The organism is Chryseobacterium formosense, assembly GCF_900116415.1.
In the GTDB taxonomy this organism is placed as follows: Bacteria; Bacteroidota; Bacteroidia; order Flavobacteriales; family Weeksellaceae; genus Chryseobacterium; species Chryseobacterium formosense.
The window spans coordinates 216382-238935 of the sequence record NZ_FPAP01000004.1; the positions used below are offsets into that span (position 1 = coordinate 216382).

18 protein-coding genes and 2 tRNA genes are annotated in these 22554 nt (G+C 34.9%); 14 read left to right on the forward strand and 6 right to left on the reverse strand.

Annotated features, from left to right (window positions below; genetic code table 11):
• Positions 1-38: 38 nt before the first annotated feature.
• The 6 genes from aroC (at position 39) to BM371_RS16795 (ending at position 7241) form a co-directional block, all read left to right on the forward strand.
• Positions 39-1109 carry a chorismate synthase gene (gene aroC / locus BM371_RS16770; protein WP_034673041.1) on the forward strand — a complete coding sequence of 357 codons (1071 nt, stop codon included), beginning with the start codon at positions 39-41 and terminating at the stop codon, positions 1107-1109.
• A gap of 14 nt (positions 1110-1123) precedes the next feature.
• On the forward strand, positions 1124-1687 hold the full coding sequence (locus tag BM371_RS16775) for a thioredoxin family protein (protein ID WP_034673038.1): 564 nt from the start codon (positions 1124-1126) through the stop codon (positions 1685-1687).
• A gap of 10 nt (positions 1688-1697) precedes the next feature.
• Entirely contained in the window at positions 1698-2237 is a 540-nt protein-coding gene (locus BM371_RS16780) for a TlpA family protein disulfide reductase (RefSeq protein ID WP_034673035.1), read from the forward strand.
• Positions 2238-2319: 82 nt separating this feature from the next.
• Positions 2320-2664: a YkvA family protein gene (locus tag BM371_RS16785; protein ID WP_034673033.1), complete on the forward strand. Its 345-nt coding sequence runs from the start codon at positions 2320-2322 to the stop codon at positions 2662-2664.
• A gap of 241 nt (positions 2665-2905) precedes the next feature.
• Positions 2906-4264 carry an orotidine-5'-phosphate decarboxylase gene (gene pyrF / locus BM371_RS16790; RefSeq protein WP_034673031.1) on the forward strand — a complete coding sequence of 453 codons (1359 nt, stop codon included), beginning with the start codon at positions 2906-2908 and terminating at the stop codon, positions 4262-4264.
• 157 nt (positions 4265-4421) lie between these two features.
• Complete coding sequence (locus tag BM371_RS16795; RefSeq protein ID WP_034673029.1) at positions 4422-7241, forward strand: gluzincin family metallopeptidase; 2820 nt, start codon at positions 4422-4424, stop codon at positions 7239-7241.
• Positions 7242-7292: 51 nt separating this feature from the next.
• Here BM371_RS16795 and BM371_RS16800 read toward each other — a convergent pair whose 3' ends face one another.
• Both BM371_RS16800 and BM371_RS16805 read right to left on the reverse strand, forming a co-directional pair.
• Positions 7293-8156 (reverse strand): lamin tail domain-containing protein, encoded by an 864-nt coding sequence (locus BM371_RS16800; protein WP_034673026.1) that lies wholly within the window; start codon positions 8154-8156, stop codon positions 7293-7295.
• 172 nt (positions 8157-8328) lie between these two features.
• Positions 8329-9195: a lamin tail domain-containing protein gene (locus BM371_RS16805; protein ID WP_034673024.1), complete on the reverse strand. Its 867-nt coding sequence runs from the start codon at positions 9193-9195 to the stop codon at positions 8329-8331.
• A gap of 343 nt (positions 9196-9538) precedes the next feature.
• Between BM371_RS16805 and BM371_RS16810 the strand changes: the two genes are divergently transcribed.
• On the forward strand, positions 9539-12610 hold the full coding sequence (locus BM371_RS16810; protein WP_394334191.1) for a hypothetical protein: 3072 nt from the start codon (positions 9539-9541) through the stop codon (positions 12608-12610).
• A 214-nt stretch (positions 12611-12824) separates the two neighbouring features.
• Here BM371_RS16810 and BM371_RS16815 read toward each other — a convergent pair.
• Positions 12825-12895, reverse strand: a tRNA-Gln gene (locus BM371_RS16815).
• Between the two features lie 144 nt (positions 12896-13039).
• Positions 13040-13110, reverse strand: a tRNA-Gln gene (locus BM371_RS16820).
• A gap of 99 nt (positions 13111-13209) precedes the next feature.
• On the opposite strand from BM371_RS16820, the gene BM371_RS16825 reads away from it, so the two are divergent.
• From BM371_RS16825 to BM371_RS16845, 5 genes are all read left to right on the forward strand, one after another.
• Positions 13210-14238 (forward strand): AMP-binding protein, encoded by a 1029-nt coding sequence (locus BM371_RS16825; protein WP_034673019.1) that lies wholly within the window; start codon positions 13210-13212, stop codon positions 14236-14238.
• Positions 14239-14315: 77 nt separating this feature from the next.
• On the forward strand, positions 14316-14708 hold the full coding sequence (gene arfB, locus BM371_RS16830) for an alternative ribosome rescue aminoacyl-tRNA hydrolase ArfB (protein WP_034673016.1): 393 nt from the start codon (positions 14316-14318) through the stop codon (positions 14706-14708).
• Positions 14709-14754: 46 nt separating this feature from the next.
• Positions 14755-15423 carry a hypothetical protein gene (locus BM371_RS16835; protein WP_074958857.1) on the forward strand — a complete coding sequence of 223 codons (669 nt, stop codon included), beginning with the start codon at positions 14755-14757 and terminating at the stop codon, positions 15421-15423.
• 27 nt (positions 15424-15450) lie between these two features.
• Positions 15451-16422, forward strand: a complete 972-nt coding sequence (locus BM371_RS16840) for a deoxyhypusine synthase family protein (RefSeq protein WP_034673009.1) — start codon at positions 15451-15453, stop codon at positions 16420-16422.
• 272 nt (positions 16423-16694) lie between these two features.
• A complete protein-coding gene (locus BM371_RS16845; RefSeq protein ID WP_034673008.1) occupies positions 16695-17786 on the forward strand; it encodes an acyltransferase family protein in 1092 nt (363 codons plus the stop codon).
• 494 nt (positions 17787-18280) lie between these two features.
• Here BM371_RS16845 and BM371_RS16850 read toward each other — a convergent pair whose 3' ends face one another.
• A complete protein-coding gene (locus BM371_RS16850) occupies positions 18281-19072 on the reverse strand; it encodes a glucose 1-dehydrogenase (RefSeq protein ID WP_034673005.1) in 792 nt (263 codons plus the stop codon).
• A gap of 215 nt (positions 19073-19287) precedes the next feature.
• Here BM371_RS16850 and BM371_RS16855 point away from each other — a divergent pair, with 215 nt between their 5' ends.
• Positions 19288-19584: an MGMT family protein gene (locus BM371_RS16855; RefSeq protein ID WP_034673003.1), complete on the forward strand. Its 297-nt coding sequence runs from the start codon at positions 19288-19290 to the stop codon at positions 19582-19584.
• Between the two features lie 128 nt (positions 19585-19712).
• Positions 19713-20510, forward strand: coding sequence for an alpha/beta hydrolase (locus BM371_RS16860; RefSeq protein WP_034673002.1), 798 nt, complete (start codon positions 19713-19715; stop codon positions 20508-20510).
• 100 nt (positions 20511-20610) lie between these two features.
• On the opposite strand, the gene htpG is transcribed toward BM371_RS16860, so the two are convergent.
• Positions 20611-22500 carry a molecular chaperone HtpG gene (htpG, locus tag BM371_RS16865; protein ID WP_034673001.1) on the reverse strand — a complete coding sequence of 630 codons (1890 nt, stop codon included), beginning with the start codon at positions 22498-22500 and terminating at the stop codon, positions 20611-20613.
• Positions 22501-22554: the final 54 nt, after the last annotated feature.

A 22554-nucleotide genomic window follows, 5' to 3' on the forward strand; every position in this document is an offset into this window, starting at 1 on the left:
GACTTTATTATCTGAATAAAAAACGGTAATTTTGTACTATGTTCAATACTTTAGGTAATCTTCTCAGCCTTACAACTTTTGGCGAGAGTCATGGCGCAGCGTACGGCGGAATCATTAATAATTTTCCGGCAGGTCTGGAAGTAGATTTTGAAAAAATTCAATACGAATTAGACCGCAGAAAACCGGGGCAATCTGCAATCGTTACACAGAGAAAAGAAAGTGATACGGTAAAATTTCTTTCCGGAATTTTCGAAGGTAAAACGACGGGAACACCGATTGGTTTTATGATTGAAAATGAAAACCAAAAATCGAAAGACTACGATCATATTGCCAATTCTTATCGTCCGAGTCATGCCGATTTTACCTATGACCAGAAATTTGGCATCAGAGATTATCGTGGCGGCGGAAAATCTTCGGCAAGAGAAACCATCAACTGGGTCGTTGCAGGAGCTTTAGCCAAACAATTTTTAAAAGATATTGAAATCAATGCTTACGTTTCTTCCGTTGGCGAAATTTTCTGTGTAAAGCCTTATCAGGATTTAGATTTTTCTAAAACAGAAAGCAATGAAGTCCGTTGTCCCGATGCTGAAACTGCCGAAAAAATGATTTCAAAAATTAAAGAAATCAAAAAAGAGGGAAACACAATCGGCGGAACAATTACCTGTGTTATTAAAAACGTTCCTGTAGGAATTGGTGAACCCGTTTTCTCTAAGCTTCAGGCTGAACTGGCAAAAGCAATGCTCAACATTAATGCCTGCAAAGGCTTTGAATACGGAAGCGGATTTTGCGGTGCAAAAATGACCGGAAGCGAACACAACGACCAGTTTAACACCGATTTTTCTACAAAATCGAACCTTTCTGGTGGAATTCAGGGCGGAATTTCTAATGGAATGGATATTTATTTCCGTGTGGCTTTCAAACCTGTCGCAACGATTTTACGACCTCAGGAAAGTGTTGATAAAGATGGAAATGCAGTAACAGTAGAAGGAAAAGGAAGACACGATCCTTGTGTGGTTCCGAGAGCTGTTCCTGTGGTGGAAAGTTTGGCGGCATTTGTTTTGGCAGACTTATTTCTGATCAATAAAACGAGAAACATTAATAATTTTTAATAAAAATATTGGTAATGAAAAATTACTGGGACAAAGCAATTTCTTTTGAAGATTATCTTCAGATTGCGCATGAAAGACTCGAAAATCCTGCGACTCCGCAAGATGCAGAATATAAAATGTATTATGAACTGGGAATCCAGAGAATGGACAGAACCCTGAAAAAATTCGTAATCGATGAAGAACAACTCAACGAACTAAAATCTAAGAGTTTCAACGGAAAAATTCTGATTATTTCTGAAGCTTGGTGTGGTGATGCAAGTGCCACAGTTCCAGCTTTGGTAAAGTTTTTTGAAGGTCATAATGAAGTGAAAATCTTTTTACGAGACAGCGATAAAAGCCTGATCAATGAGTTTTTAACCAACGGAACCGAATCTATCCCGAAAGTGATTATCCTGGATGAAAACTATAATGTGAAAAATTCCTGGGGACCGCGTCCGAAATTTGGTCGTGAATTGTTATTAAAATTTAAAGCAAATCCTGAAGAATACCCAAAAGAAAGTTTTTACAACGATTTGCAGGTTTATTACTCGAGAAACCGAGGAAAAGATGCCATTCAGGAGATTTTAGAATTATTGTAAAATAGTGAATATGAAAAAACTGATTACACCGATTGTCATCCTCATCATTTTGGGCATTATATTTTTAGTTCCCGGAGTAAGAAATTTTCTTAAGGATCAATTTTTTCCGGTGGCAACGATAGAAAATGCCGTTCACATCAGTCAGGATGACTACGATGTCGATCTACAGGGGATCAACGTACCGAGTACCAATCTGAAAAACTTTAAGAACAAGCCTGTTTTTCTGAATTTTTGGGGAACATGGTGTCCTCCTTGCCGAAAAGAATGGCCATCCATTCAAAGATTGTATGACCGGAGAAAAGGCCATATCGATTTTGTGCTGATTGCAATGAAGGATGAAGAAGAGAAAGTTCGAGCTTTTTTAAAGGAAAATAATTATACGGTTCCTGTGTACATTGCACAAAGCCCAATCTCTGAAAAAATACTTCCTAAAGCTTTCCCTACAACGTTTCTTTTAGACCAAAACGGAAGAATTTTAATCAAGGAAGATGCTGCAACTGATTGGGACGCAGAATCTATCCATCAGTTCATCGATAATATTGTTAAGTAAACTTTAACTAAAATTTAGATTTACTTGGTATAAATTTTGCGAAATTTACAGAGTTGAAATTATTTTAAAAGCAAACACAAAAATGAAATATTCAAAACTCAATCTTGCCAAAGAGGCAATTGCCCACAAAGGCTTCGTAAAAAAAATACCTGATATTTTCCGAATGGTGAATATGTGGAGAAAAGGAGCGTATCCTGTAAAGTCGATGGATCTTATTCTTCCTTTGGTAGGACTTCTCTATGTCATTTCGCCAATCGATATTATTCCGGACTTCATTGTTGTTGCAGGAGTATTAGATGACTTGGCAGTTTTGTCATTAGCAATTCCGAAGCTGATAAGGGAAGTTGATAAATTCTTACTTTGGGAAGCCGAGCAGAAATACAGCTCTGAAACTACAAAAATCATCGACGCAGATATCGTTAAATAATATAAGCATCCTTTCGGGGATGTTTTTTTGTGAAAGATTTAAATTTAAACCATTAAAGGAAAATTTTTAAGATTAATTAAAGTAAAAATCATTAAGCTGTTTCTTAAATCAATTGGTTGATTCTTATATAATGCTAAAACTTTTAATAAACTTAATGGTAATTTAAAATCTCTTTTTCAGGCAATTCACAATTGACATTAAACATCAAATCCTTAAATTTGCACCATCTAATAAAAAATTAATGGAAAGTAAGAAAGAATTCTTTTTGGAGTGTTACAAACTGGGCATCATCAAATTCGGAAGATTTACATTAAAAAGCGGTATTGAAAGTCCGTTTTATGTAGATTTAAGACCTTTGGCATCAGATCCCAAAATCTTAAAAAACCTTGCCAATTATTTACTGGAAATGCTTCCTCTGGATAATTTTGACCTGATCTGCGGAGTTCCTTACGCTGCACTTCCGATGGCAACAGCAATGTCTCTGGAAAGCTACATCCCATTAATCATCAAAAGAAAAGAAGCGAAAGAATACGGAACTAAAAAAATGATCGAAGGAATTTACCAGAAAGGACAAAACTGTCTTTTGGTAGAAGATGTGATCACTTCCGGAAAATCGTTGATCGAAACCATTGCCGAAGTTGAGCAGGAAGATCTGAAAGTTGCCGATATTGTCGTTGTTCTTGATAGAGAACAGGGCGGAAAACAACTTTTAGAAAGTAGAGGTTTCAGAGTTCATACTTTGTTTAATATTTCCGAAGTTTGTACAATTCTGCAGGAAGAAGGAGAACTAAGCAATGAAGAAGTAAAGAGAATTCAGGATTTTTTACAGGGAAATCATATTCAGTTTGAAGAGAAAAAAAGGCTTTCTTATCAGGAAAAATTTGAAAATGCACAGCATTCTGTTTCAAAAAAATTATTAGAAATTGCTTTGGCAAAAGAATCCAACCTGATTGCTTCGGCTGATGTAACAACCACTCAGGAATTGCTTGAACTGGCAGAAAAAGTAGGTCCGCATATTATTGCTTTAAAAACGCACATCGATATTATTTCAGATTTCGATTATCAAAATACCATTGTTCCTTTGAAAGAACTGGCTTCAAAGTATAAATTTTTATTAATGGAAGACCGAAAATTTGCTGACATCGGGAACACTCAGGAATTACAATTCACCAGCGGCGTTTTCAAAATTACAGACTGGGCAGATTTTGTGACTTCTCAGGTCATCGGTGGTTTCGAATCTTTAGACTGCTTTACAAATGTAGGTGTTGTAGCGATTATCGGAATGTCTTCAAAAGGAACTTTAACGACAAATTCTTACAGAGAAGAAGCTTTAAAAATAGCTCTATCTCATCCGAATGTGATCGGCGGTGTTTCTCAAAATGCCCTTCCTGAAGAAGTATTGCTATTCACTCCGGGCGTAAATTTAGCCGATTCCGGGGACGGAAAAGGTCAGCAGTATAATACTCCTGAACATGTGTTTAAAACACTTCACACCGATTTCATCATTGTCGGAAGAGGAATTTACAAATCTGAAAACCCTGGAGAAGCAGCAAGTAATTATAAGAATAAAGGCTGGAATGCTTATCTGGCTTCACTTTAGAAATAAAATCAACATTTTTATCATCAAATTGCTCTCTTTTTCGGGAGCAATTTTATTTAAACAATCTGCAATATAATACTGATTTTTGATAAATCTTAACTAAAAAATCATAAGAATTAAATCTAAAATAAGCTATATTTGAAGCTTTATAGGTATTTTGAAAAAGTTTTGCATTGGTATTTTTTTGATATTTGGAATTGTACAGGTTTCTGCACAAAAGGACAGCATTTATATTAAGGCTAAATTATCGCAGGATAATAAAACCCTTGAAGTGAATCAGGAAATTATCTATCACAATCATTCTGAAAAAAGTCTCGACAGCATTAAACTTTTAAACTGGATCTCTGCTTACAAAAAAAGAGGCACATTACTCGTTTACAGAAAACTTGAGGACAGAAACAACAGTCTTCATTTTGCACAAAAGCATGAGCTGGGAAAAGTTTTAGAGCTAAATATAAAAAACACTGAAAACCAATCGATTCCTATTAACAATATTTCTGACGAAAACTTATACGTCAATTTAAATGAAAGCCTACAACCCGGAAAAAGCATCAAGCTCCAACTACAGTATAAAATGCAGCTTCCGGACAAAAAGTTTACCGGTTACGGTGTTTCTGCACAAGATACAGCCTTGAAATATTTCTTTATTGTTCCTGATCATTTCGATCCCGAAAACAATGATGAAAGAGATTTTCTCGACACCGAAGAATCTGTCAATTTCAATACGTATTGGACGGTAGATTTCGAAACTTCAGGTAATAATTTTATTGAAAGTAATCTTGAGCAGACTCTACCCAACTCGTTTAAAGGATATTTAGATTCTGATCCGGAATTTATTATTTCAAAAAACAACTTTCCTGAGATAAAAATTAATGCGGAAGATATTAAGACAGAAATCAAATTTGGTTATCATATCACGCCACAGGAAATTCAGAATCTTGAGTTTTACCTTCCTCTACAGCTTAGATTTATCAAAGACAGAATTGGCTTTATTCCTGAAAGAATTTTTATTTCTGAGAAATTCAGAGCTAAAGAAGATTTTTTCGGCAATAATGATATTCGCTTTTGGACATTCAGATTTAAACTTTTTTCCGATGCAGAAAATACCGATCTTGATTATTTCGGAATTATTTCAAAAAAGATCTTAGATGAAGGCATTATCACTGATAAAGAAGAAAATCACTGGTTTAAAAATGGTTTAAAATCATATCTCGAAATTCAATACCTGAAAAAATTCTACAGCGATAAAAAACTGTTGGGGAATCTTCCGGAAACGAATATTTTAGGGCTAAAACCTTTGAAATGGTTTCACGCATCGAGGGTGAAATTATTGGATCGATATGGTTTGGCGTATCAGTACATCATGTCGCAAAATCTTGATCAGAAAATTGATGAGCCGTATTCATACCTCAGCAATTTCAATGATATGGCAATCAGTAGTTTCGAAACTGGAACACTTTTCAACTATTCTGCAGATAAAATGGGTGAAGAGAAATTCAACAATTTATTGAAAAACTATATTGCTGAAAATACTGATAAGCAGATTACTCCTGAAGATTTCCTGGATCAGCTTGCCAAAGAAGATGCTTCAACTTCCTATTTAAAAGGTTTTTTACGAGAGAAAAACAGAATTAATTTTAAGCTTAAAAATTTCAGAGCCAAAGATGATTCATTGAATATTAAAATTGTAAAAAATACTGACGAGGCAATTCCTGTAAAGCTGGAAACAGAAACAAAAGAAGGCACAAAAACTTCCTACTGGATAGAAACGGAAAAAAACGAACGATTAAAAACCGTAAATCTTCCTTCTGAAGAGGTGTATAAAATTACCTTAAACAACGATTATATATTTCCTGAAGCCAATTACAGAGATAATTTCCTTTATACAAAAGGTTTGTTTTCAAATGCCAAAAAAATCAAGTTTAAATTAATTAAAGACATTCCGAATCCTGAATTCAATGAAATATATCTGAACCCGAGAATACGTTTCTCCAATACTTACGATAAATTCCTTATCGGGATGAATTTTAAGAATCAATCGCTTTTTGACCAGAAATTTTTGTATTCATTAACTCCTTATTACAGTACAGGAACTCAAAAATTGACAGGTTCGGGAGCAGTCTCCTATTCTTTTTTGCCCGCTGAAAGCATTATTCAGCGTTTGACGTTTGGAGTTTCAGGATCTTATTTTCATTATGATTATGATCTGTCATATCAAAAAACATCTTTTTCCACAAATATCAATTTCCGCAAAAATCCGAGAAGTACGGTAAGCAGAGGATTGAGTTTCAGTTACAGTTATTTTGAAAGAGATCTTAGTCAGAAAATGATTCTCGCTAATGATTACGGAAAATACAATATCTGGACAGCCGGTTACGGATATTCTGACAACCAGATGATTCACGAAAAAAGTTTCAGCCTGAGCACACAGGGAATGGAGGATTATAACAAAATCACAGCCGAAGGTTTTTACCGATGGGAATTTGCGCCAAGACAAAAGCTGAGCTTAAGACTTTTTGCAGGGTATTTCGCCAAAAATGAAACCCGAAACAACACTTTCGACTATGGAATTTCAAGAGTTTCTGATTATTCATTTGCCTATAATCTCTTAGGACAAAGCGCAACGAGCGGGGTTTTGTCTCAGCAATATGTTTTGGCAGATGGTGGTTTTAAATCATTTATTCCGGGAACAGCCAATCAATGGATTACTTCATTCAATGTCGATTCAAGCGTCTGGAAAATCTTCCATGTATATGCTGATGCAGGTTTATATAAAAATAAAAACAATCCAACACAATTTATCTGGGATAGCGGCGTAAAAGTTCGTGTGATTCCTGATTTTCTTGAAATATTTCTTCCCGTTCAGTCATCGTTAGGTTTTGAACCTGGCTTTAAAGATTACGGAAAAAGAATTCGTTATACTTTAGTTCTGAATCTGAGCACGATTATTAATGCTGCGAGAAGGGGGTGGTATTAAATAAAAAGAGCTGTCTGAAGACAACCCTTTAAAGTAAATTTTACTTGAATTTTAATCTTTTAAAATTGTCTGAGAAACCGGCTTATTATCTACAAATCCCGTTACTATATAATTACCTTTTTGTAATTCAGAAACATTTAAAGAAAAACCATTCTTCAAAGAAGCTGATTTTACAAGCTGACCTGATAATGTATAAACTTTAATATCTCTCACCTCCGTAGCGAAAATAATTTCCTCATTTTTAACCAATGAATTTTTAATAAATATTGATTTTTGAAAAAGATCTCTCACATCATTTACTGCCAAAACACCTGATGTTGATTGTGGCGTAGGTAAACTTATTGTAAAATCAACATTGTTATTATTGGTATCGCCAATAGTTCTGGTAATTGAGTTTAAAATAGTCGGTGACGGAGCAGAACCTGCACCTTCATACTGATTCGCCAATCCATACCCTACAAAATCTAATACATTTGACGAAGTTGGTCCGGTAATTTGAGTAGAGTTACTTGCCAAAGCAACCTTTCCTGAAGTAAGCGCAAGACCAATACCTACACCAACACTTGGTGAACCATCGAAATTCAGAAAAACAGCTACTATAAGATTTGGATTAAGTAAATTAATCAGCCCTCCCAATCCCTCAGATCCTTGTTGAATTAAGTACGTCTGTCCCGGAGCTAAGGTAATATTGGGCAATGTATTGTACTGAGTAAAAGATCCTGAAGAAGATGCATATTGAATAGTTGCACCATTAAGTGTGGAAGTAGATGAACCTATATTTTTCAATTCTATGAAATCATTTGTAATGGCAGCTCCTAAAATCCCGCCACCGGTATAGATTTCATTAATTACAATCTGAGCATTAAAAAATGCAACTATCGAAACGAGTCCGATAAAAGTAAAGACTTTTTTCATGGCGTAACATTTTGATTGTTTGATATTAAATTATGCAAAATTAATACCATATCAATAAAATTACGATTTAAAAAATCAAAATTTCACAAAAAAAAAAAAAAAAAAACATTGACTGAAAAAACCGCCTCAAAAGAAGCGGTTTATATTATTTGTCTGATTAGTTTGAGTCAAATTAGTTCTTCAAAATTTTCTGAGAAACTGCCTGATTGTTTACAGTTCCTGTAACGATGTAGTTACCTTCAGCTAAATCAGCAACGTTTAATGTTCCGTTAGCTTTTACAGAAGCAGTTTTCACCAACTGACCTGATAAAGTATAAACTTTTACATCCTTAGCATCAGCCCCGAAAGTGATTTCGTCATTTTTAACGAAAGTGTTTCTCACGAAGTTTGATTTAGTTTTGTTTAAGTCTGATACAGCTAAAGTTGCTGATGTAGAATTTTGAGGTGTTGGAGCTCCAACAGCAAAATCTGCAGAGTTATTATTCGTATCGCCTGAAATTCGTGAAACAGAAGTTGTTGCTGAAGGAGAAGCTGTTGGCGCCCCGCCTTCGGATTGACTTGCCGTTGAACCATAACCCACAAAATCAACAACATTAGAACCCGTTGGACCACTAACTTGAGTAGCATTATTTGCAAGAGCTACTTTCCCTGCTCCAGCAGCCATATTAAAACCTCCATTATAGGTATTTCCATTAGAAAAGCTAATATTAGATGTAACCTGATAATCAGCAGTAGGAAGGCTTGCGCCAGTAGTATTTGCTGTTGAAGGAACCATCTCTATTAAGTATTTTTGACCTGGAGTCAAAGTAATATTAGGCAACGTTGTATAACTATTAAAAGTTCCTGATGCAGAAGCATATTGTAAAGTTGCACCATTAAGAGTAGCCGTTGTAGTTCCTAAATTTGTTAACTCAACAAAATCATTAATGTAAACTGATGTTCCAGCGCCACCACCTCCATATACTTCATTAATCACAATCTGTGCATTTGCAAAAGCCGCAACCGCAACAACTCCTAAAACTGTAAAGATTTTTTTCATAACTTAATTTTTTAATTATTAATAATTTACATAGCAAAAATAAGGCTATTTTTCCATTTGAGACAATATTCAGGTTAATTTTCTGTTAATAATGCTAAAACTCCTACCGTTCACATTTTTTAGTTATTTTTACCAATTATTTTTTAAAGACTTGCGGAATTCTATTTTGATATTCTTCCTTTTTTTTCTGGGCTTATCTTTGAATAACGCTCAAATTTTTACGTGGAAGAACCCCAACATTCCGAAAGATTCTGCATCAACAAAGAATGACAGTATTTTAGCGATAAAAAAAGACAGTATTCTTGCTTTCAGATTCGGGCAGGATATTTTTGCAAAAGACACCATGGATTTTGTGAAAACACAGAACCGTATTATTGTAGACGAAGCTGTTCTGGCAAAAAATGATTCCAAGAGATTTTTAGGGGAACTCAATTCAAAAGGTTCCATTATTCGAGGGATCACATTTGGTAATAATCAGGGACAATCGGTTCAGAGCTCGATGGATCTTCAGATTTCGGGAAGACTTTCGAAAGATGTAACCGTTTTAGCAAGTATTTCCGATCACAACTTACCGATTCAGGCAGATGGTTATACGCAGACCTTAGAAGAATTCGACAAGATTTACATGCAGCTTAATATTAAGGATAAATCTATTCTCAGAGCAGGGCATCTCGATTTGGTAGATTCTAAGAACTATTTTGCAAAATATCAGCGTCGAAGCATGGGACTTCAGTTTCAGACACAGTTTGGAACAGATAATAAAACCTTCGTTGATATTTCAGCCGGTGTGGCACGAAGTGAATTCCATAGAATCCGTTTTCAGGGAATTGAAGGAAACCAGGGGCCTTACCGCTTAACAGGTAAAAACGGCGAACAGTTTATTACGTTGATTTCAGGTTCTGAGCAGGTTTTCATCGATGGTATTTTGATGAAGCGTGGAGAAAACCAGGACTATATTATTAATTATAATACAGGTGAAGTTACTTTTACCAGTTTCCGTCCGATTTTCCAGCAGAATTTCATTACGATTTCATTTAATTATGCTAACCGAAATTATTCCAGATATTTATTCACCGGAAAATTAGAACATCAGAGAGAAAAGTTCAGAGTCGGACTAAACTGGTTTATGGAGAACGATAATAAAAATGCTCCGTTAGCTTTAAATTTATCCAAAGAAGATGAGCAGATTTTGGCTGATGCAGGAAATGATGCAAATCTGATGTATGCTCCTTCGGGCGTTGTCGCAGAATATGATGTGAACAAAATTCTGTACAGCCTTGTTCCCGGTCCGAACGGAAATTATTATCAGTTTTCTACGGATGCCACTCAGACTTTATATCAGGTTTCGTTTACGTATTTCGGAGCAAATCTTGGTGATTACAAGCTGAGCCAGACTACCAATAATGGTCGTGTTTTTGAATATGTTGGTCCTAATCTTGGTGATTATCGTGCAGTACGAAAATTACCTTCACCACAAAAATCTCAGGTTTATACTGTAAATTCTGAATACTTGCTAAAAGACGGAAAAATCGGGGCAGATGTTTCATTGAGCAATTATGACATCAATTTATTTTCGTCGAAAGATTCAGATCAGAATCTGGGATATGCAGCAAGGATTTTCGGGAATAAAACATTTACTAAAAACAGCTGGAAAGGAACACCAAGTTTTGAATATCAATACATCGACAGACAATTTCATATTTTAGACCGAATTAATGATGTAGAATTTTCCCGTGATTTCAACTTAACTCAGGAATTTAATGGTCTCACTCAAAACCGTTTTATTTTTAGCTTTCAGAATAAATGGAACAATAAATCCACTCTAAATTATCGTGTCAATTATCTCGACGAAAGAGATTCTTACAAGGGGATAAAAAATGACCTTGATTTCGGATGGATCAAAGGAAAATTTAATACAAAAGGAAACTTTTCTTACCTGAACACCAATGCGCTTCTTCAGGATACCAAATTTATTCGTGGTGGAGCAGGAACCGAATATACCGGCAAAAAAGGAAGCTGGGCAGTCGGCGGAAGCATGGAGAACAACGAAAAAAAGTATAACGATACCGATCTGATGGATGTCACCAGTTTCAGCTGGAAAGAATTGTTTGTTCAGAAAAAAATCGGTGACAGTGCAAGAACAAAACTTTTATCTAAAATCTATGTAAGAGACAACGACTCCGTGCGTGATAACCGTCTTCAGAACATGAACAGAATCTTAGGTTTCATGGCGGAAAGTCAGATCATTAAAACTGAAAAAACAACATTAAACGCTTTACTTCATTACAGAAAATTCTTTTATAAAAATGATGATGTAGACGTCAATCAGAATAAAGATTTTGTGGTTGGAAATATTTTGTACAACCAACAGCTTTTCAAAAACGGAATGCGTCTTCAGGCTTTCTATGAATTAGGAAACGGGCAGGAAGCACAAAGAGAATTTCAGTATATCAAAGTTACAGACGGACAGGGAGTTTACAAATGGACCGATTATAACGGAGACGGAGTGCAACAGCTCGATGAATTTGAGATTGCAGAATACTCCGATCTGGCTCAATATATCAGGATTTACACCAATTCGGTGCGGTATATTCCGTCCAACAAAAATAAATTACAGTTGGCATTATTCGTGAACCCGTCAGTAATTTTCAGCTCGGAAAATAAGTTTTTAAAACGCTGGAATTTCAACATTTCATTAAACTCACAGAATTCCTTTTACAAAAAAGACAAAGTTTTGGTCTTAAATCCATTTGAAAAAGGCGAAAACCAGATTTTGAAAAATCAGAACATTCTGATGTCTGCTCAGTTCAACCCTACCGAAAAATCGGGCTGGAACGGAAATTACCGTTTTATACAGAATGACAACCTCATCAATGCCAATTTCAGCAACGAAGAACGTAACCAGACCTCACATTTCGTAAACATCGGGTATTGGTTCAATAAAGAATTTAGGATCGACTGGGAAAATTCTGTTCATGATCTGCAAAATTCATCACAATTATTTGCTACAAGAGATTACAGACTGAATAATTTTGAAACCAAGCCAAAAGCAACCTATAAATTCACAGATGCGATTCAGGCAGAATTCTCATCAGCTTACCGTGAAAAACAAAGAAAAGACGGCGAAGAATTGCTGAAAGCATTTGATATTACAGGAACGATCCAGTGGGAGCGTAAAAAAACGTCCATCAGAGGAAATTTCTCGTTTATCAATAATGATTTTACAGGAAACAGTTTCAGCATTGTCGGGAACCAGATGCTCGATGGTTTAAAGCCTGGTAAAAATCAGGTTTGGAGTGTTTTCATTCAACAGGCAATCAACTCTTTCCTGCAGTTGAACTTAAATTACGAAGGAAGAAATTCCGGTGAGAGAACCATTCACATCGGAAGCATGCAGGTGAAAGCCAGTTTTTAGGAGCTGTTTGACTACATCCAGAAGATGAGTCATATTTTCTTATTTGAAGCTTTTTCCAGCTCTCCACTATATCTTTTTTGCCCCTGCTTTTCCTTTAAACAAAAAAGGATGCCGTTGCGATCTGGGCTAGTTTTAGATTTTAAGACGATTGTGTTTTCAAACCAAAACTTTAGTATTATAAAAAACAAAAACCACCCTTAAAAAGAGTGGTTTGTAGACCCACAGGGATTCGAACCCCGACTGACGGTACCAAAAACCGGAGTGCTACCGTTACACTATAGGTCTGTATTTTTTGGTGAGGCAAATTTACATAAATTTTCTTTACGTACAAATGAATTTTACATTTTTTTGATTTTTTCCTTAAAATATTTTTAGCGAATAAGGTTTAAATATAACAAACAAAAACCACTCTTAAAAAAGAGTGGTTTGTAGACCCACAGGGATTCGAACCCCGAATGACGGTACCAAAAACCGGAGTGTTACCGTTACACTATAGGTCTGTTTTATTTTGGTGATGCAAATTTAAAGCTTTTTTCTTTATTTGCAAATCCTTTTTTAATTTTTCTTTAAATTTACATTACAATTTAACTGCCAGAAACATGCTGCTAGACTTCAATAATCTCGGAATTAATAATTTACAACCTCAAACTGAATTCGAAAAAAAAGTGATTTTTTTTGTTGAAGAATGGCAGTCGGATTCTAAAACGGTGAAAGTACAGACTTCAGGTTCTACAGGAGTTCCCAAGGTTTTTGATATTGAAAAAGAGAAAATGCTAAACTCCGCTCAAATGACCTGTGATTTTTTAAAGCTTAAAAAAGGAAATACTGCTTTGCTTTGTCTTCCGATAGAATATATATCAGGAAAAATGATGGTGGTGCGTTCTTTCGAAAGAAAATTAAATCTATTTGTTGCTGATCCATCTTTAAAACCCTTAGAAAATCTTCATCAGGAAATTGATTTCTGTGCAATGACGCCTTTACAGGTAGAAAATTCTTTAGACAAAATTCATTTCATAAAAAATCTGATCATTGGCGGAGCAGCCGTTTCAGAATCTTTAAAAAAGAAAATCACTCAAACACTAAAACTCTCCACCTCTGAAACAAAAATTTATGAGACTTACGGGATGTCTGAAACACTTTCACATATCGCATTAAAAAACATTTACCCAAATCCGGATGAATATTTTACTGTTTTTGAAAATATTGATATTTCTAAGGATGAAAGAGGTTGCCTGAAAATTATTGCTTCAAAACTGAATTCTGAAATTTTGCAGACCAATGATCTTGTTGATATAAAAAATACAGATCAATTCAAATTTTTAGGAAGAATTGATAATGTCATCAATTCGGGAGGTGCAAAAATTTTTCCCGAACAGCTTGAAACTTTGATAAAAAAAGAGATTACTAATGAAGCTGTATTTTTAGCAATAGAAGATGAAAGTCTGGGACAAAAATTGATTTTGGTTATTGAAGGATCTGAAAACGAGAATCTCAAATCTCAAATCTCAAATCTCACATTTGAAAAATCTTTCCATAAGCCGAAAAAAATTATCTTTATTGAAAAAATTCCGAGAACGCCAAATGGAAAAGTGAATCGATTAGAATTAAAAAAAAAATTGTCAGTCTAAACCACTCCGTCAAAAATTCTTGCGAATTTTCGCCATCCCTCCAAGGGAGGGGAATTTTTGTCATCAAAATATAATATATGAAAAACTTTACCTCAGAACTGGCTTATAAAACTTCACGAAGCAGCGGTGCAGGCGGACAAAACGTAAACAAAGTGGAAACTTCTGTTACAATAATGTGGGATATTGAGGAAAGCAATTTCTTTTCAGACGAAGAAAAAAAATTAATCTATACTAAGCTTAAAAACCGCATCAATTCTGAAGGCATTTTGCAACTGACCGTTTCGGAATCCAGAACTCAGCTACAGAATAAGAAGATTGCCACCGAAAAAATTTTGGAATTGGTAGATCAAGCCTTAATTATTCCAAAGAAAAGATTCAAAACAAAACCTTCTAAATCATCAGTTGAAAAAAGAATTCAGCAGAAAAAACAGCATTCGGATAAAAAAGAAAACAGACGTTTCAAATATTAAGTCTCCGTATTTTGAAAAATAGTATTTTTGCGGAAATTTCAATACAATGTTCAGAAAACTAATGTTATTAGGAGTATGCGTTGCTCCGTTTCTTTTTTCAGCACAAGAAGCTGGTTTAGCACCACAACCAAAAGTTGCCGTAATGCCTTCTGTAGGATATGCTTGGCGTTTAGCAAAGACACCTTCAGGAATTACCAATGAAACAAAAAATTACATCAAAGGCCTGAAAAGTGGTGTTGATGTAAGTATTGGCACTTATTATCTGCTTAATGGAAACGGAGCAATCGGATTAAAATATTCGGGTTATTTTGCATCAAGCGACGGAAGACTTACTGTTGCAGGACCGAATGGTCAGAATGTTTCGGGCTTCGTAAGTACAAAAGATAATATCAGCTTTATTGGTGCTTCTTATATGTTTTCAAATTTTAAAGAAGATACCAGACATAAATTGTTTTATGATATTTCGTTAGGTGTAATTACCTACACAACCAAAACAGGAACTGTAAAAGGAACAGGCTCAAATGTAGGTGCAGAAATTAATTTTGGATATCAATATGCATTGACTAACCAGATTTTCATTGGTCCAAAGATTGGAATGACCGGTGGAACATTAAGCAAAATGAAATACAATGGTACTACAGTAAACTTCGGTGAAGAAGAAAGAGAAGGTTTAACCAGACTTTCTTTGAGTGCTGCTGCGACTTTCCGTTTTTAAATTTTATCTTTGTAAAAAATTTAAATAATGAGCAAACCGATAACTGAGTTCATAGAAAAATATTATCTGCACTTTAATGCAGCAGCTTTGGTAGACGCATCAAAAGGATATGTTGCACACCTTAAAGACGGAGGAAAAATGATGATTACGCTTGCAGGAGCGATGTCAACAGCCGAACTTGGGAAAATCTTAGCGGAAATGATCCGTCAGGGAAAAGTAGATTTCATTTCTTGTACAGGTGCGAACCTTGAAGAAGATTTAATGAACCTTGTTGCGCATTCTCACTATGAAAGAGTTCCTCACTACAGAGATTTGACGGCTCAGGATGAGTGGGATCTGTTGGAAAGAGGTCTGAACAGAGTGACAGATACTTGTATTCCTGAAGAAGAAGCTTTCAGAAGATTGCAGAAACACATCGTTGAAATTTGGAAAGATGCTGAAGCAAAAGGAGAAAGATATTTCCCGCACGAATTCATGTACAAAATGATTCTTTCAGGCGTTTTGGAGCAGTATTATGAAATTCCAAGAGAAAATTCATGGATGATTGCAGCAGCTGAAGCTAACTTACCAATTGTTGTTCCGGGATGGGAAGATTCTACAATGGGTAATATTTTTGCTTCTTATTGTATTAAAGGAGAACTTAAAGCTACTACAATGAAATCAGGGATCGAATACATGACGTATCTGGCGGATTGGTACACTAAAAATTCAGGTGGAAAAGGAGTTGGTTTCTTCCAGATTGGAGGAGGTATCGCAGGAGATTTCCCGATTTGTGTAGTTCCGATGTTGTATCAGGATATGGAAATGCATGATATTCCGTTCTGGTCTTATTTCTGTCAGATCTCAGATTCTACGACGTCTTACGGTTCTTATTCGGGAGCTGTACCGAACGAGAAAATTACTTGGGGGAAATTAGATATTACGACTCCGAAATTTATCGTTGAAAGTGATGCTACGATTTGTGCGCCTTTGATGTTCTCTTACATCTTGGAAAACTAATTTTGGATTCAAATTAATTATATTAAAAGGCTTATTTATTAAGCCTTTTTGTTTTTATTTAGAACACAGAGTTCACAATTTTTTTTAGAAATACATTTTTAAACGGTCACAGAGACGCTCTGCTTCTATAAGACCACAAAATCTTATTTTAAAAGAATACTCCACTTTTATAAGCGAAGCGGCTTTGTGATACAAAAATAGCTTTAGTTAAAATAAAACTCTGTGAACTTCGTGTTCAAAAATTAATAGATTAAATAATATATTTGACCTAATTGGAAACTCTTCAGAAAAATAAATTCGATGCTTTAACCGGAATGCGCGCCATTGCAGCCATCATGGTTTTTGTATATCACAATAGAAAATACTGGCGAAATGATTTGCCATTTGAAATGATGCGATTCATTAGCGAATGGCACATTGGTGTGACTGTATTTTTTGTTTTGAGCGGATTTTTATTGGCTTATCGTTATGAAGAAAAACCTTTAGAATCGAAAAAATCATATCTAAAATATATTCTTCTGCGTATTGCAAGAATTTTTCCGTTGTACTGGATTTTGCTGAGCTGTTTTTTTCTCGATACAGCTTATTCAAAAGAGGTAAAAACTTACTTTTTACAATATTCACTTTTCTATTCTTTATTTGAAAAATATTCTGTTTCAGGAATTGTGCAGGCCTGGTCATTAACAGTGGAATTTTTCTTTTACCTACTCTCACCACTTTTATTCTTATTATTAAAAAAAAACTGGAAATACTGCCTCCTGTTTTTAGTCGGGTTTTTCTTTTTAGGTTGGGGAATCGGATCTGGTTTGAAGGAATTTAATGGAAATCCTAAAGGCTTTTTATATCCTTTACAATTCATGATCGGAAGCACATTTTTCGGTCGAAGTCTTGAGTTTTTCTTCGGAATGTTGCTTGCTTATTTAATGAAAAAAGAAAATGGAATTCAGTTTTTAAGTAAGATTAAAAACCCGACACTTTGGGGTGGAATTGGCATTTTAATTTTAATTATCTGCATTAGAATTTTTGCACAAAATAATTTCGTTCATGGTGTTGAAAGATGGGAAGGGAGACTGATTCACGAATTGCTTCTACCGATTGCCATTATCGTTTTCTTTTGGGGATTGATGAGTGAAAACACCTGGGTTTCAAAAGTTCTTTCGACGAAGTTTTTTATTTTGCTGGGAAATGCTTCTTTCGTTTTTTATCTGATTCATCTGAGTTATTTCAACATGAAACTGAAATCATACGTTTATCTTCCTGACAAGAATTTTATCCTGCTTTGGATTTGTTCAATTATTATTTATCTTTTTATTGAAAAACCTTTGTATGAGGTTTGCAGGAAGCTGATAGGAAAAATTAAATAATTCTTTTCTCTCGCTGATTTGGCTGATTTTTTAGACATTAAGTTTTTTAAGAATTTAAACAAGATTCGACATCATTTTAAGAATCAATAAATTGATTTAGATTAAGTTTATTAAGCTGATTATATTAAAATCTGTAGGAATCCGTGTAATCTGTGGGAATAATTCAATCCAAAGAATTAATCAACACAAAGTATCTGTAAGCCAAAATTACTTTCTGAAATTTGGTTAATTTTAATGGGTCTTTATCACTCAATTTCGGTAAAATTTTCTTATTGATTTTATTTAAAAATCTAAATATCGATTTTTTCATTGTAGTTTTTTTTATTTCAGATGTGAGTTCAAAAATTGTGCATTTTTATTTTAGGCTGGATGATGGGTGTTGGAAGCTGGAGCTTGAGCAGTCAAAAAACAAAAAATTGTCCTCAAAAGATGAGATGAAGACAATTTTTTAAAAATATAGAGCCAAAAGCAAGTAGCTAATTGCTAAAAGCTATTTATGGGTTTCCGTACATATTCGACTCTCCCCCATCAATGGCAATCACTTGTCCGGAAACATAACCATTTTCATCGCTTAATAAATAAGCTACCAAATTCCCGACATCTTTCGGATCACCCAATTTTCTTGTAGGATTTCTTGATGCATATTCTTTTTCTGCCGCTTTCGGGTCTGTAGGATTTACCTGGTTGAAAGCTTCAGCAACCATTGGCGTCAAAATCGCACCCGGAGCAATCGCGTTCGTCAAAATATTGTCTTTACCATATTCCAAAGCTGCATTTTTAGTCATTCCGGCTACAGCGTGCTTTGTAGCAACATAAGCGGTTTGATTAAGAACTCCTCTGATTCCTCCAACTGAAGCTACATTGACAATTCTTCCTCCACCGTTTTTCTGCAATTCAGGGATAACGTATTTCATTCCAAAATAGACACCCATCAGATTAATATCAACCACTTTTTTAAATACATTAATATCATAATCAATCAGAGGAGCCTGCTTCCCTTCAATTCCGGCATTGTTGTATAATCCGTCAACTTTCCCGAACTCTTTTACGGTTTGATCAACATAATTTTTCACATTTTCTTCCACTGAAACATCGGCTGTTACTGTAAGATATTTACTTTCAGGATATTTTGAGGATAATTCTGCTTTTGCTTTTTCCAAAGCTTCACCATTATAATCTACAAGAGTCAAATCCGCTCCTTTTGAAGCTAATGCATCTGCTGCAGCCAAACCCAATCCCATTGCTGCTCCTGTTACGATAATTACTTTTCCTTTAAAATTTGCCATACTATTTGTTTTATTTCATTGCTTCAATTTACAACAATGGAATAATTTTTACAATTATTTGATGATAATAATTTGTTAAATTTTTCGAATTTCTGTGTTCTAGGTTAATATTTACAATATCTAATAACATTGACAAAGTTGGTTAGTGAAACAATCTTATTGGAAAGATTTACATGATTTATTTCTTACATTTGAATTTTATTTAAATCAAAAAAATGAACGAAATCTTCAAACAACAGGTCTGGGAAATCACCAAATTAGTTCCAAAAGGAAGAGTGACTAGTTATGGTGCGATTGCCAAGGCAGTTGGTTTTCCGAATCACTCGCGTCACGTAGGAAAGGCAATGGGTGGCTGTCCGAAAGACGTTCCAGCGCATCGTGTAATTTCAAGCTCAGGAACATTATCTGTACCGGAATTTCAATCAAGATTGGAAGCGGAAGGAATTACTGTTGAAAATTTCAGAGTAAAAAACTTTAAGAATCTGTTTTGGAATCCTTTGGAAGAACTTTAAAATAAAATAGAAAATATTTCCTGACCGTAAAAATTACCGTTCAGCATAAAAAAGTAACCGTTCGGTGATTTATATTTTTAAAAAAGCTTTGCAGAAACTATATTTGCATCATAATTAATAACAACATTATGAAAGCTAAAACAACAATTACATTTCTATTTGTAATTCTTACTCAATTTTTTCAGGCTCAAATCGACGACAAATTTTATCAGCCAAAAAAAGAGCTACAACCTATTGAGTTAAAACATGAAAACATTTCAATTCCTGTAGATAAAGATACGATTACAGCAATTTTCTTAAAACCTAATATTGCAAAACCTAAAGCAACAATTTTATTTTTTCATGGTGCAGGCGGGAATGTTTCAACGTATGTTTTTATGGTTAAACCTTTAGTTGAGGCTGGGTTTCAGGTTGCCATGGTTGACTTCAGAGGATACGGAAAATCTACCGGAACTCCTACTCACATTAATGTTGCAGCCGATGGACAAAAGTTTTTTGACCAAATGTTTCAAAGAGAAGATGTGAAAAATACAAAACTGATTGTTTATGGTGCTTCTTTAGGTTCTCAGATCTCAGCTCATGTAGCCAAAAACAATAAAGCTAAAATTTCAGGATTGGTGATCGACGGCGGAATGTCATCATTTGCGGATATTGCAGCCGTTTTTGCTCCTCAGTTTAAAGATCCACTTGCCAAAATGCTGGCTTCCGTTTACTCTGCAAAAGAAGATATTAAATCTACAGAAGGAGTTCGTAAGCTTTTTATTTACAGTAAAAACGATAAAACAGTTCCTTTTTCTCAGGGAGAAGAGCTTTTCAAAAATGCTCCTGAACCGAAACAATTTTTTGAATTTTCACAAGATCATTTATTAGCTATGAAAGAGAAACCGGAAGATGTGGTGAAAGCTGTAGAATCTCTGATTAAGTAAATTATAGGATATTTTCGGCGGCGGCTAAGCCGCCGCCGAAAATAACAAAAACCCCGCCGCGACTTCGTCGCGGCGGGGTTTTCAATATAAATCAGTTAAATTATTTTTCCAATTGCTTGTAGCTTCTTTGGATAAAGTCTGTAAGCTCTTTTCCTTTCAGCAAATTCTGAGATAATTTAGCCAAATCTAAAGCGTGTTTGATTTGAGCATTTTTCTCTTCAGAATTTTCATTAGCCAGAATTTTCGAAGCAAATTCACTGTTTGAGTTAACTACCAAATTATACATTTCCGGGAAGCCACCCATTCCGAACATCCCGCCACCCCCGGTTGCCTGCATATCTTTCATTCTACGCATAAACTCAGGCTGAGTGATTGTGAAAGGAGCATCATTGCTGTCTAAATCTTCAAGCTGAACCGTGAATTTTGTATCATTAATCGACTCTTCAACGTTTTTCTTTAATGATTCTTTCTCCGTTTCATTTAATTTGGAAATTGCAGGTTCGTCTTTTTTAATTAAATTATTGATGTGATCTGCATCTACTCTTGCGAAAGAAATTTTCTCTTTTGAAGTTTCAAGTTTTTGAATTAAATGCGGAACAATTGGAGAATCAAGAATTAAAACTTCGTATCCTTTATCTTTCGCTGACTGAATATAAGAATGCTGTTCATCGGCATTTGTAGCGTAAAGAATTACTAAATTTCCGTCTTTATCTGTTTGATTAGGCTTAATTTTCTCTTCTAATTCATTCCAAAGGAAATATTTACCGTCAGTTGTTGGATATAATGCAAATTTGTCAGATTTTTCAAAGAATTTCTCTTCAGAAATCATTCCGTATTCGATAACGATTTTAATGTCATCCCATTTTTTATCGTAATCTTCACGGTTCTCATTAATCAGAGAAACCATTTTATCGGCAACTTTCTTTGTGATATACGATGAAATTTTCTTCACTGCACCATCTGCTTGCAAATAAGAACGGGAAACGTTCAACGGAATATCCGGAGAATCGATTACTCCACGAAGCAACATCAAAAAGTCCGGAACGATACCTTTCACTTCATCTGTTACAAAAACCTGATTTTGATATAACTGAATTTTATCTTTTTCGATATTTAAATTATTGCTCAGTTTCGGGAAGTATAAAATCCCGGTCAGATTGAACGGATAATCTACATTTAAGTGAATATTAAACAAAGGTTCCTCAAACTGCATCGGATACAATTCGTGGTAAAATGCTTTGTAATCTTCGTCTTTTAATTCACTTGGAGCTTTTGTCCAAGCCGGAGTTGGATTGTTAACGATGTTATCAACTTCAATCGTTTCTGCAACCGCATCTTCTGCAGCGCCTTCAGGTAAAGGAAGCGTTTCAGTTTTAGTTCCGAATTTGATAGGAACAGGCATGAACTTGTTGTATTTCGTCAACAATTCACGGATCTTATTTTCTTCTAAAAACTCTAAAGAATCTTCAGCAATGTGAAGGATAATTTCAGTTCCTCTTTCCGATTTTTCTGTAGTTTCTTCTAAAGTAAATTCCGGACTTCCGTCGCAGATCCAGTGAACGGCAGGTTCATCTTTGTAAGATTTGGAAATAATTTCAACTTTTTCAGCCACCATAAACGCAGAATAAAAACCAAGCCCAAAATGACCGATAATTCCTGAGTCTTTCGCAGAATCTTTATATTTTTCCAAAAACTCTTCAGCTCCCGAAAAAGCCACCTGGTTGATGTATTTTTCAACTTCTTCAGCCGTCATTCCCAATCCTTGGTCGATGATGTGAAGTTTTTTGTTTTCTTTATCGATTTTAACTTCAATTTTCGGATTGCCATATTCTACTTTGGCTTCTCCTATTGATGTTAAATGTTTTAATTTTAAAGTGGCATCTGTTGCATTTGAGATTAATTCTCTCAAAAATATTTCGTGATCGCTGTATAAAAACTTCTTGATTAGCGGAAAAATATTTTCCACCGATACATTAATACTTCCTTTCATATGTATATATTTATTTGTTTTTCTGAATCTGTTTTCTCAAAAAAAATACCGTTC

What these genes read in the sequence shown, in the direction of transcription:
- BM371_RS16855 (WP_034673003.1), top strand. Translation starts at nt 19,288, where the DNA reads ATGAACGAAATCTTCAAACAACAGGTCTGGGAAATCACCAAATTAGTT.
- htpG (WP_034673001.1), bottom strand. Translation starts at nt 22,500, where the DNA reads ATGAAAGGAAGTATTAATGTATCGGTGGAAAATATTTTTCCGCTAATC.
- pyrF (WP_034673031.1), top strand. Translation starts at nt 2,906, where the DNA reads ATGGAAAGTAAGAAAGAATTCTTTTTGGAGTGTTACAAACTGGGCATC.
- BM371_RS16800 (WP_034673026.1), bottom strand. Translation starts at nt 8,156, where the DNA reads ATGAAAAAAGTCTTTACTTTTATCGGACTCGTTTCGATAGTTGCATTT.
- BM371_RS16835 (WP_074958857.1), top strand. Translation starts at nt 14,755, where the DNA reads ATGTTCAGAAAACTAATGTTATTAGGAGTATGCGTTGCTCCGTTTCTT.
- BM371_RS16780 (WP_034673035.1), top strand. Translation starts at nt 1,698, where the DNA reads ATGAAAAAACTGATTACACCGATTGTCATCCTCATCATTTTGGGCATT.
- BM371_RS16785 (WP_034673033.1), top strand. Translation starts at nt 2,320, where the DNA reads ATGAAATATTCAAAACTCAATCTTGCCAAAGAGGCAATTGCCCACAAA.
- BM371_RS16840 (WP_034673009.1), top strand. Translation starts at nt 15,451, where the DNA reads ATGAGCAAACCGATAACTGAGTTCATAGAAAAATATTATCTGCACTTT.
- BM371_RS16805 (WP_034673024.1), bottom strand. Translation starts at nt 9,195, where the DNA reads ATGAAAAAAATCTTTACAGTTTTAGGAGTTGTTGCGGTTGCGGCTTTT.
- BM371_RS16850 (WP_034673005.1), bottom strand. Translation starts at nt 19,072, where the DNA reads ATGGCAAATTTTAAAGGAAAAGTAATTATCGTAACAGGAGCAGCAATG.
- BM371_RS16860 (WP_034673002.1), top strand. Translation starts at nt 19,713, where the DNA reads ATGAAAGCTAAAACAACAATTACATTTCTATTTGTAATTCTTACTCAA.
- BM371_RS16825 (WP_034673019.1), top strand. Translation starts at nt 13,210, where the DNA reads ATGCTGCTAGACTTCAATAATCTCGGAATTAATAATTTACAACCTCAA.
- aroC (WP_034673041.1), top strand. Translation starts at nt 39, where the DNA reads ATGTTCAATACTTTAGGTAATCTTCTCAGCCTTACAACTTTTGGCGAG.
- BM371_RS16775 (WP_034673038.1), top strand. Translation starts at nt 1,124, where the DNA reads ATGAAAAATTACTGGGACAAAGCAATTTCTTTTGAAGATTATCTTCAG.
- arfB (WP_034673016.1), top strand. Translation starts at nt 14,316, where the DNA reads ATGAAAAACTTTACCTCAGAACTGGCTTATAAAACTTCACGAAGCAGC.
- BM371_RS16810 (WP_394334191.1), top strand. Translation starts at nt 9,539, where the DNA reads ATGGATTTTGTGAAAACACAGAACCGTATTATTGTAGACGAAGCTGTT.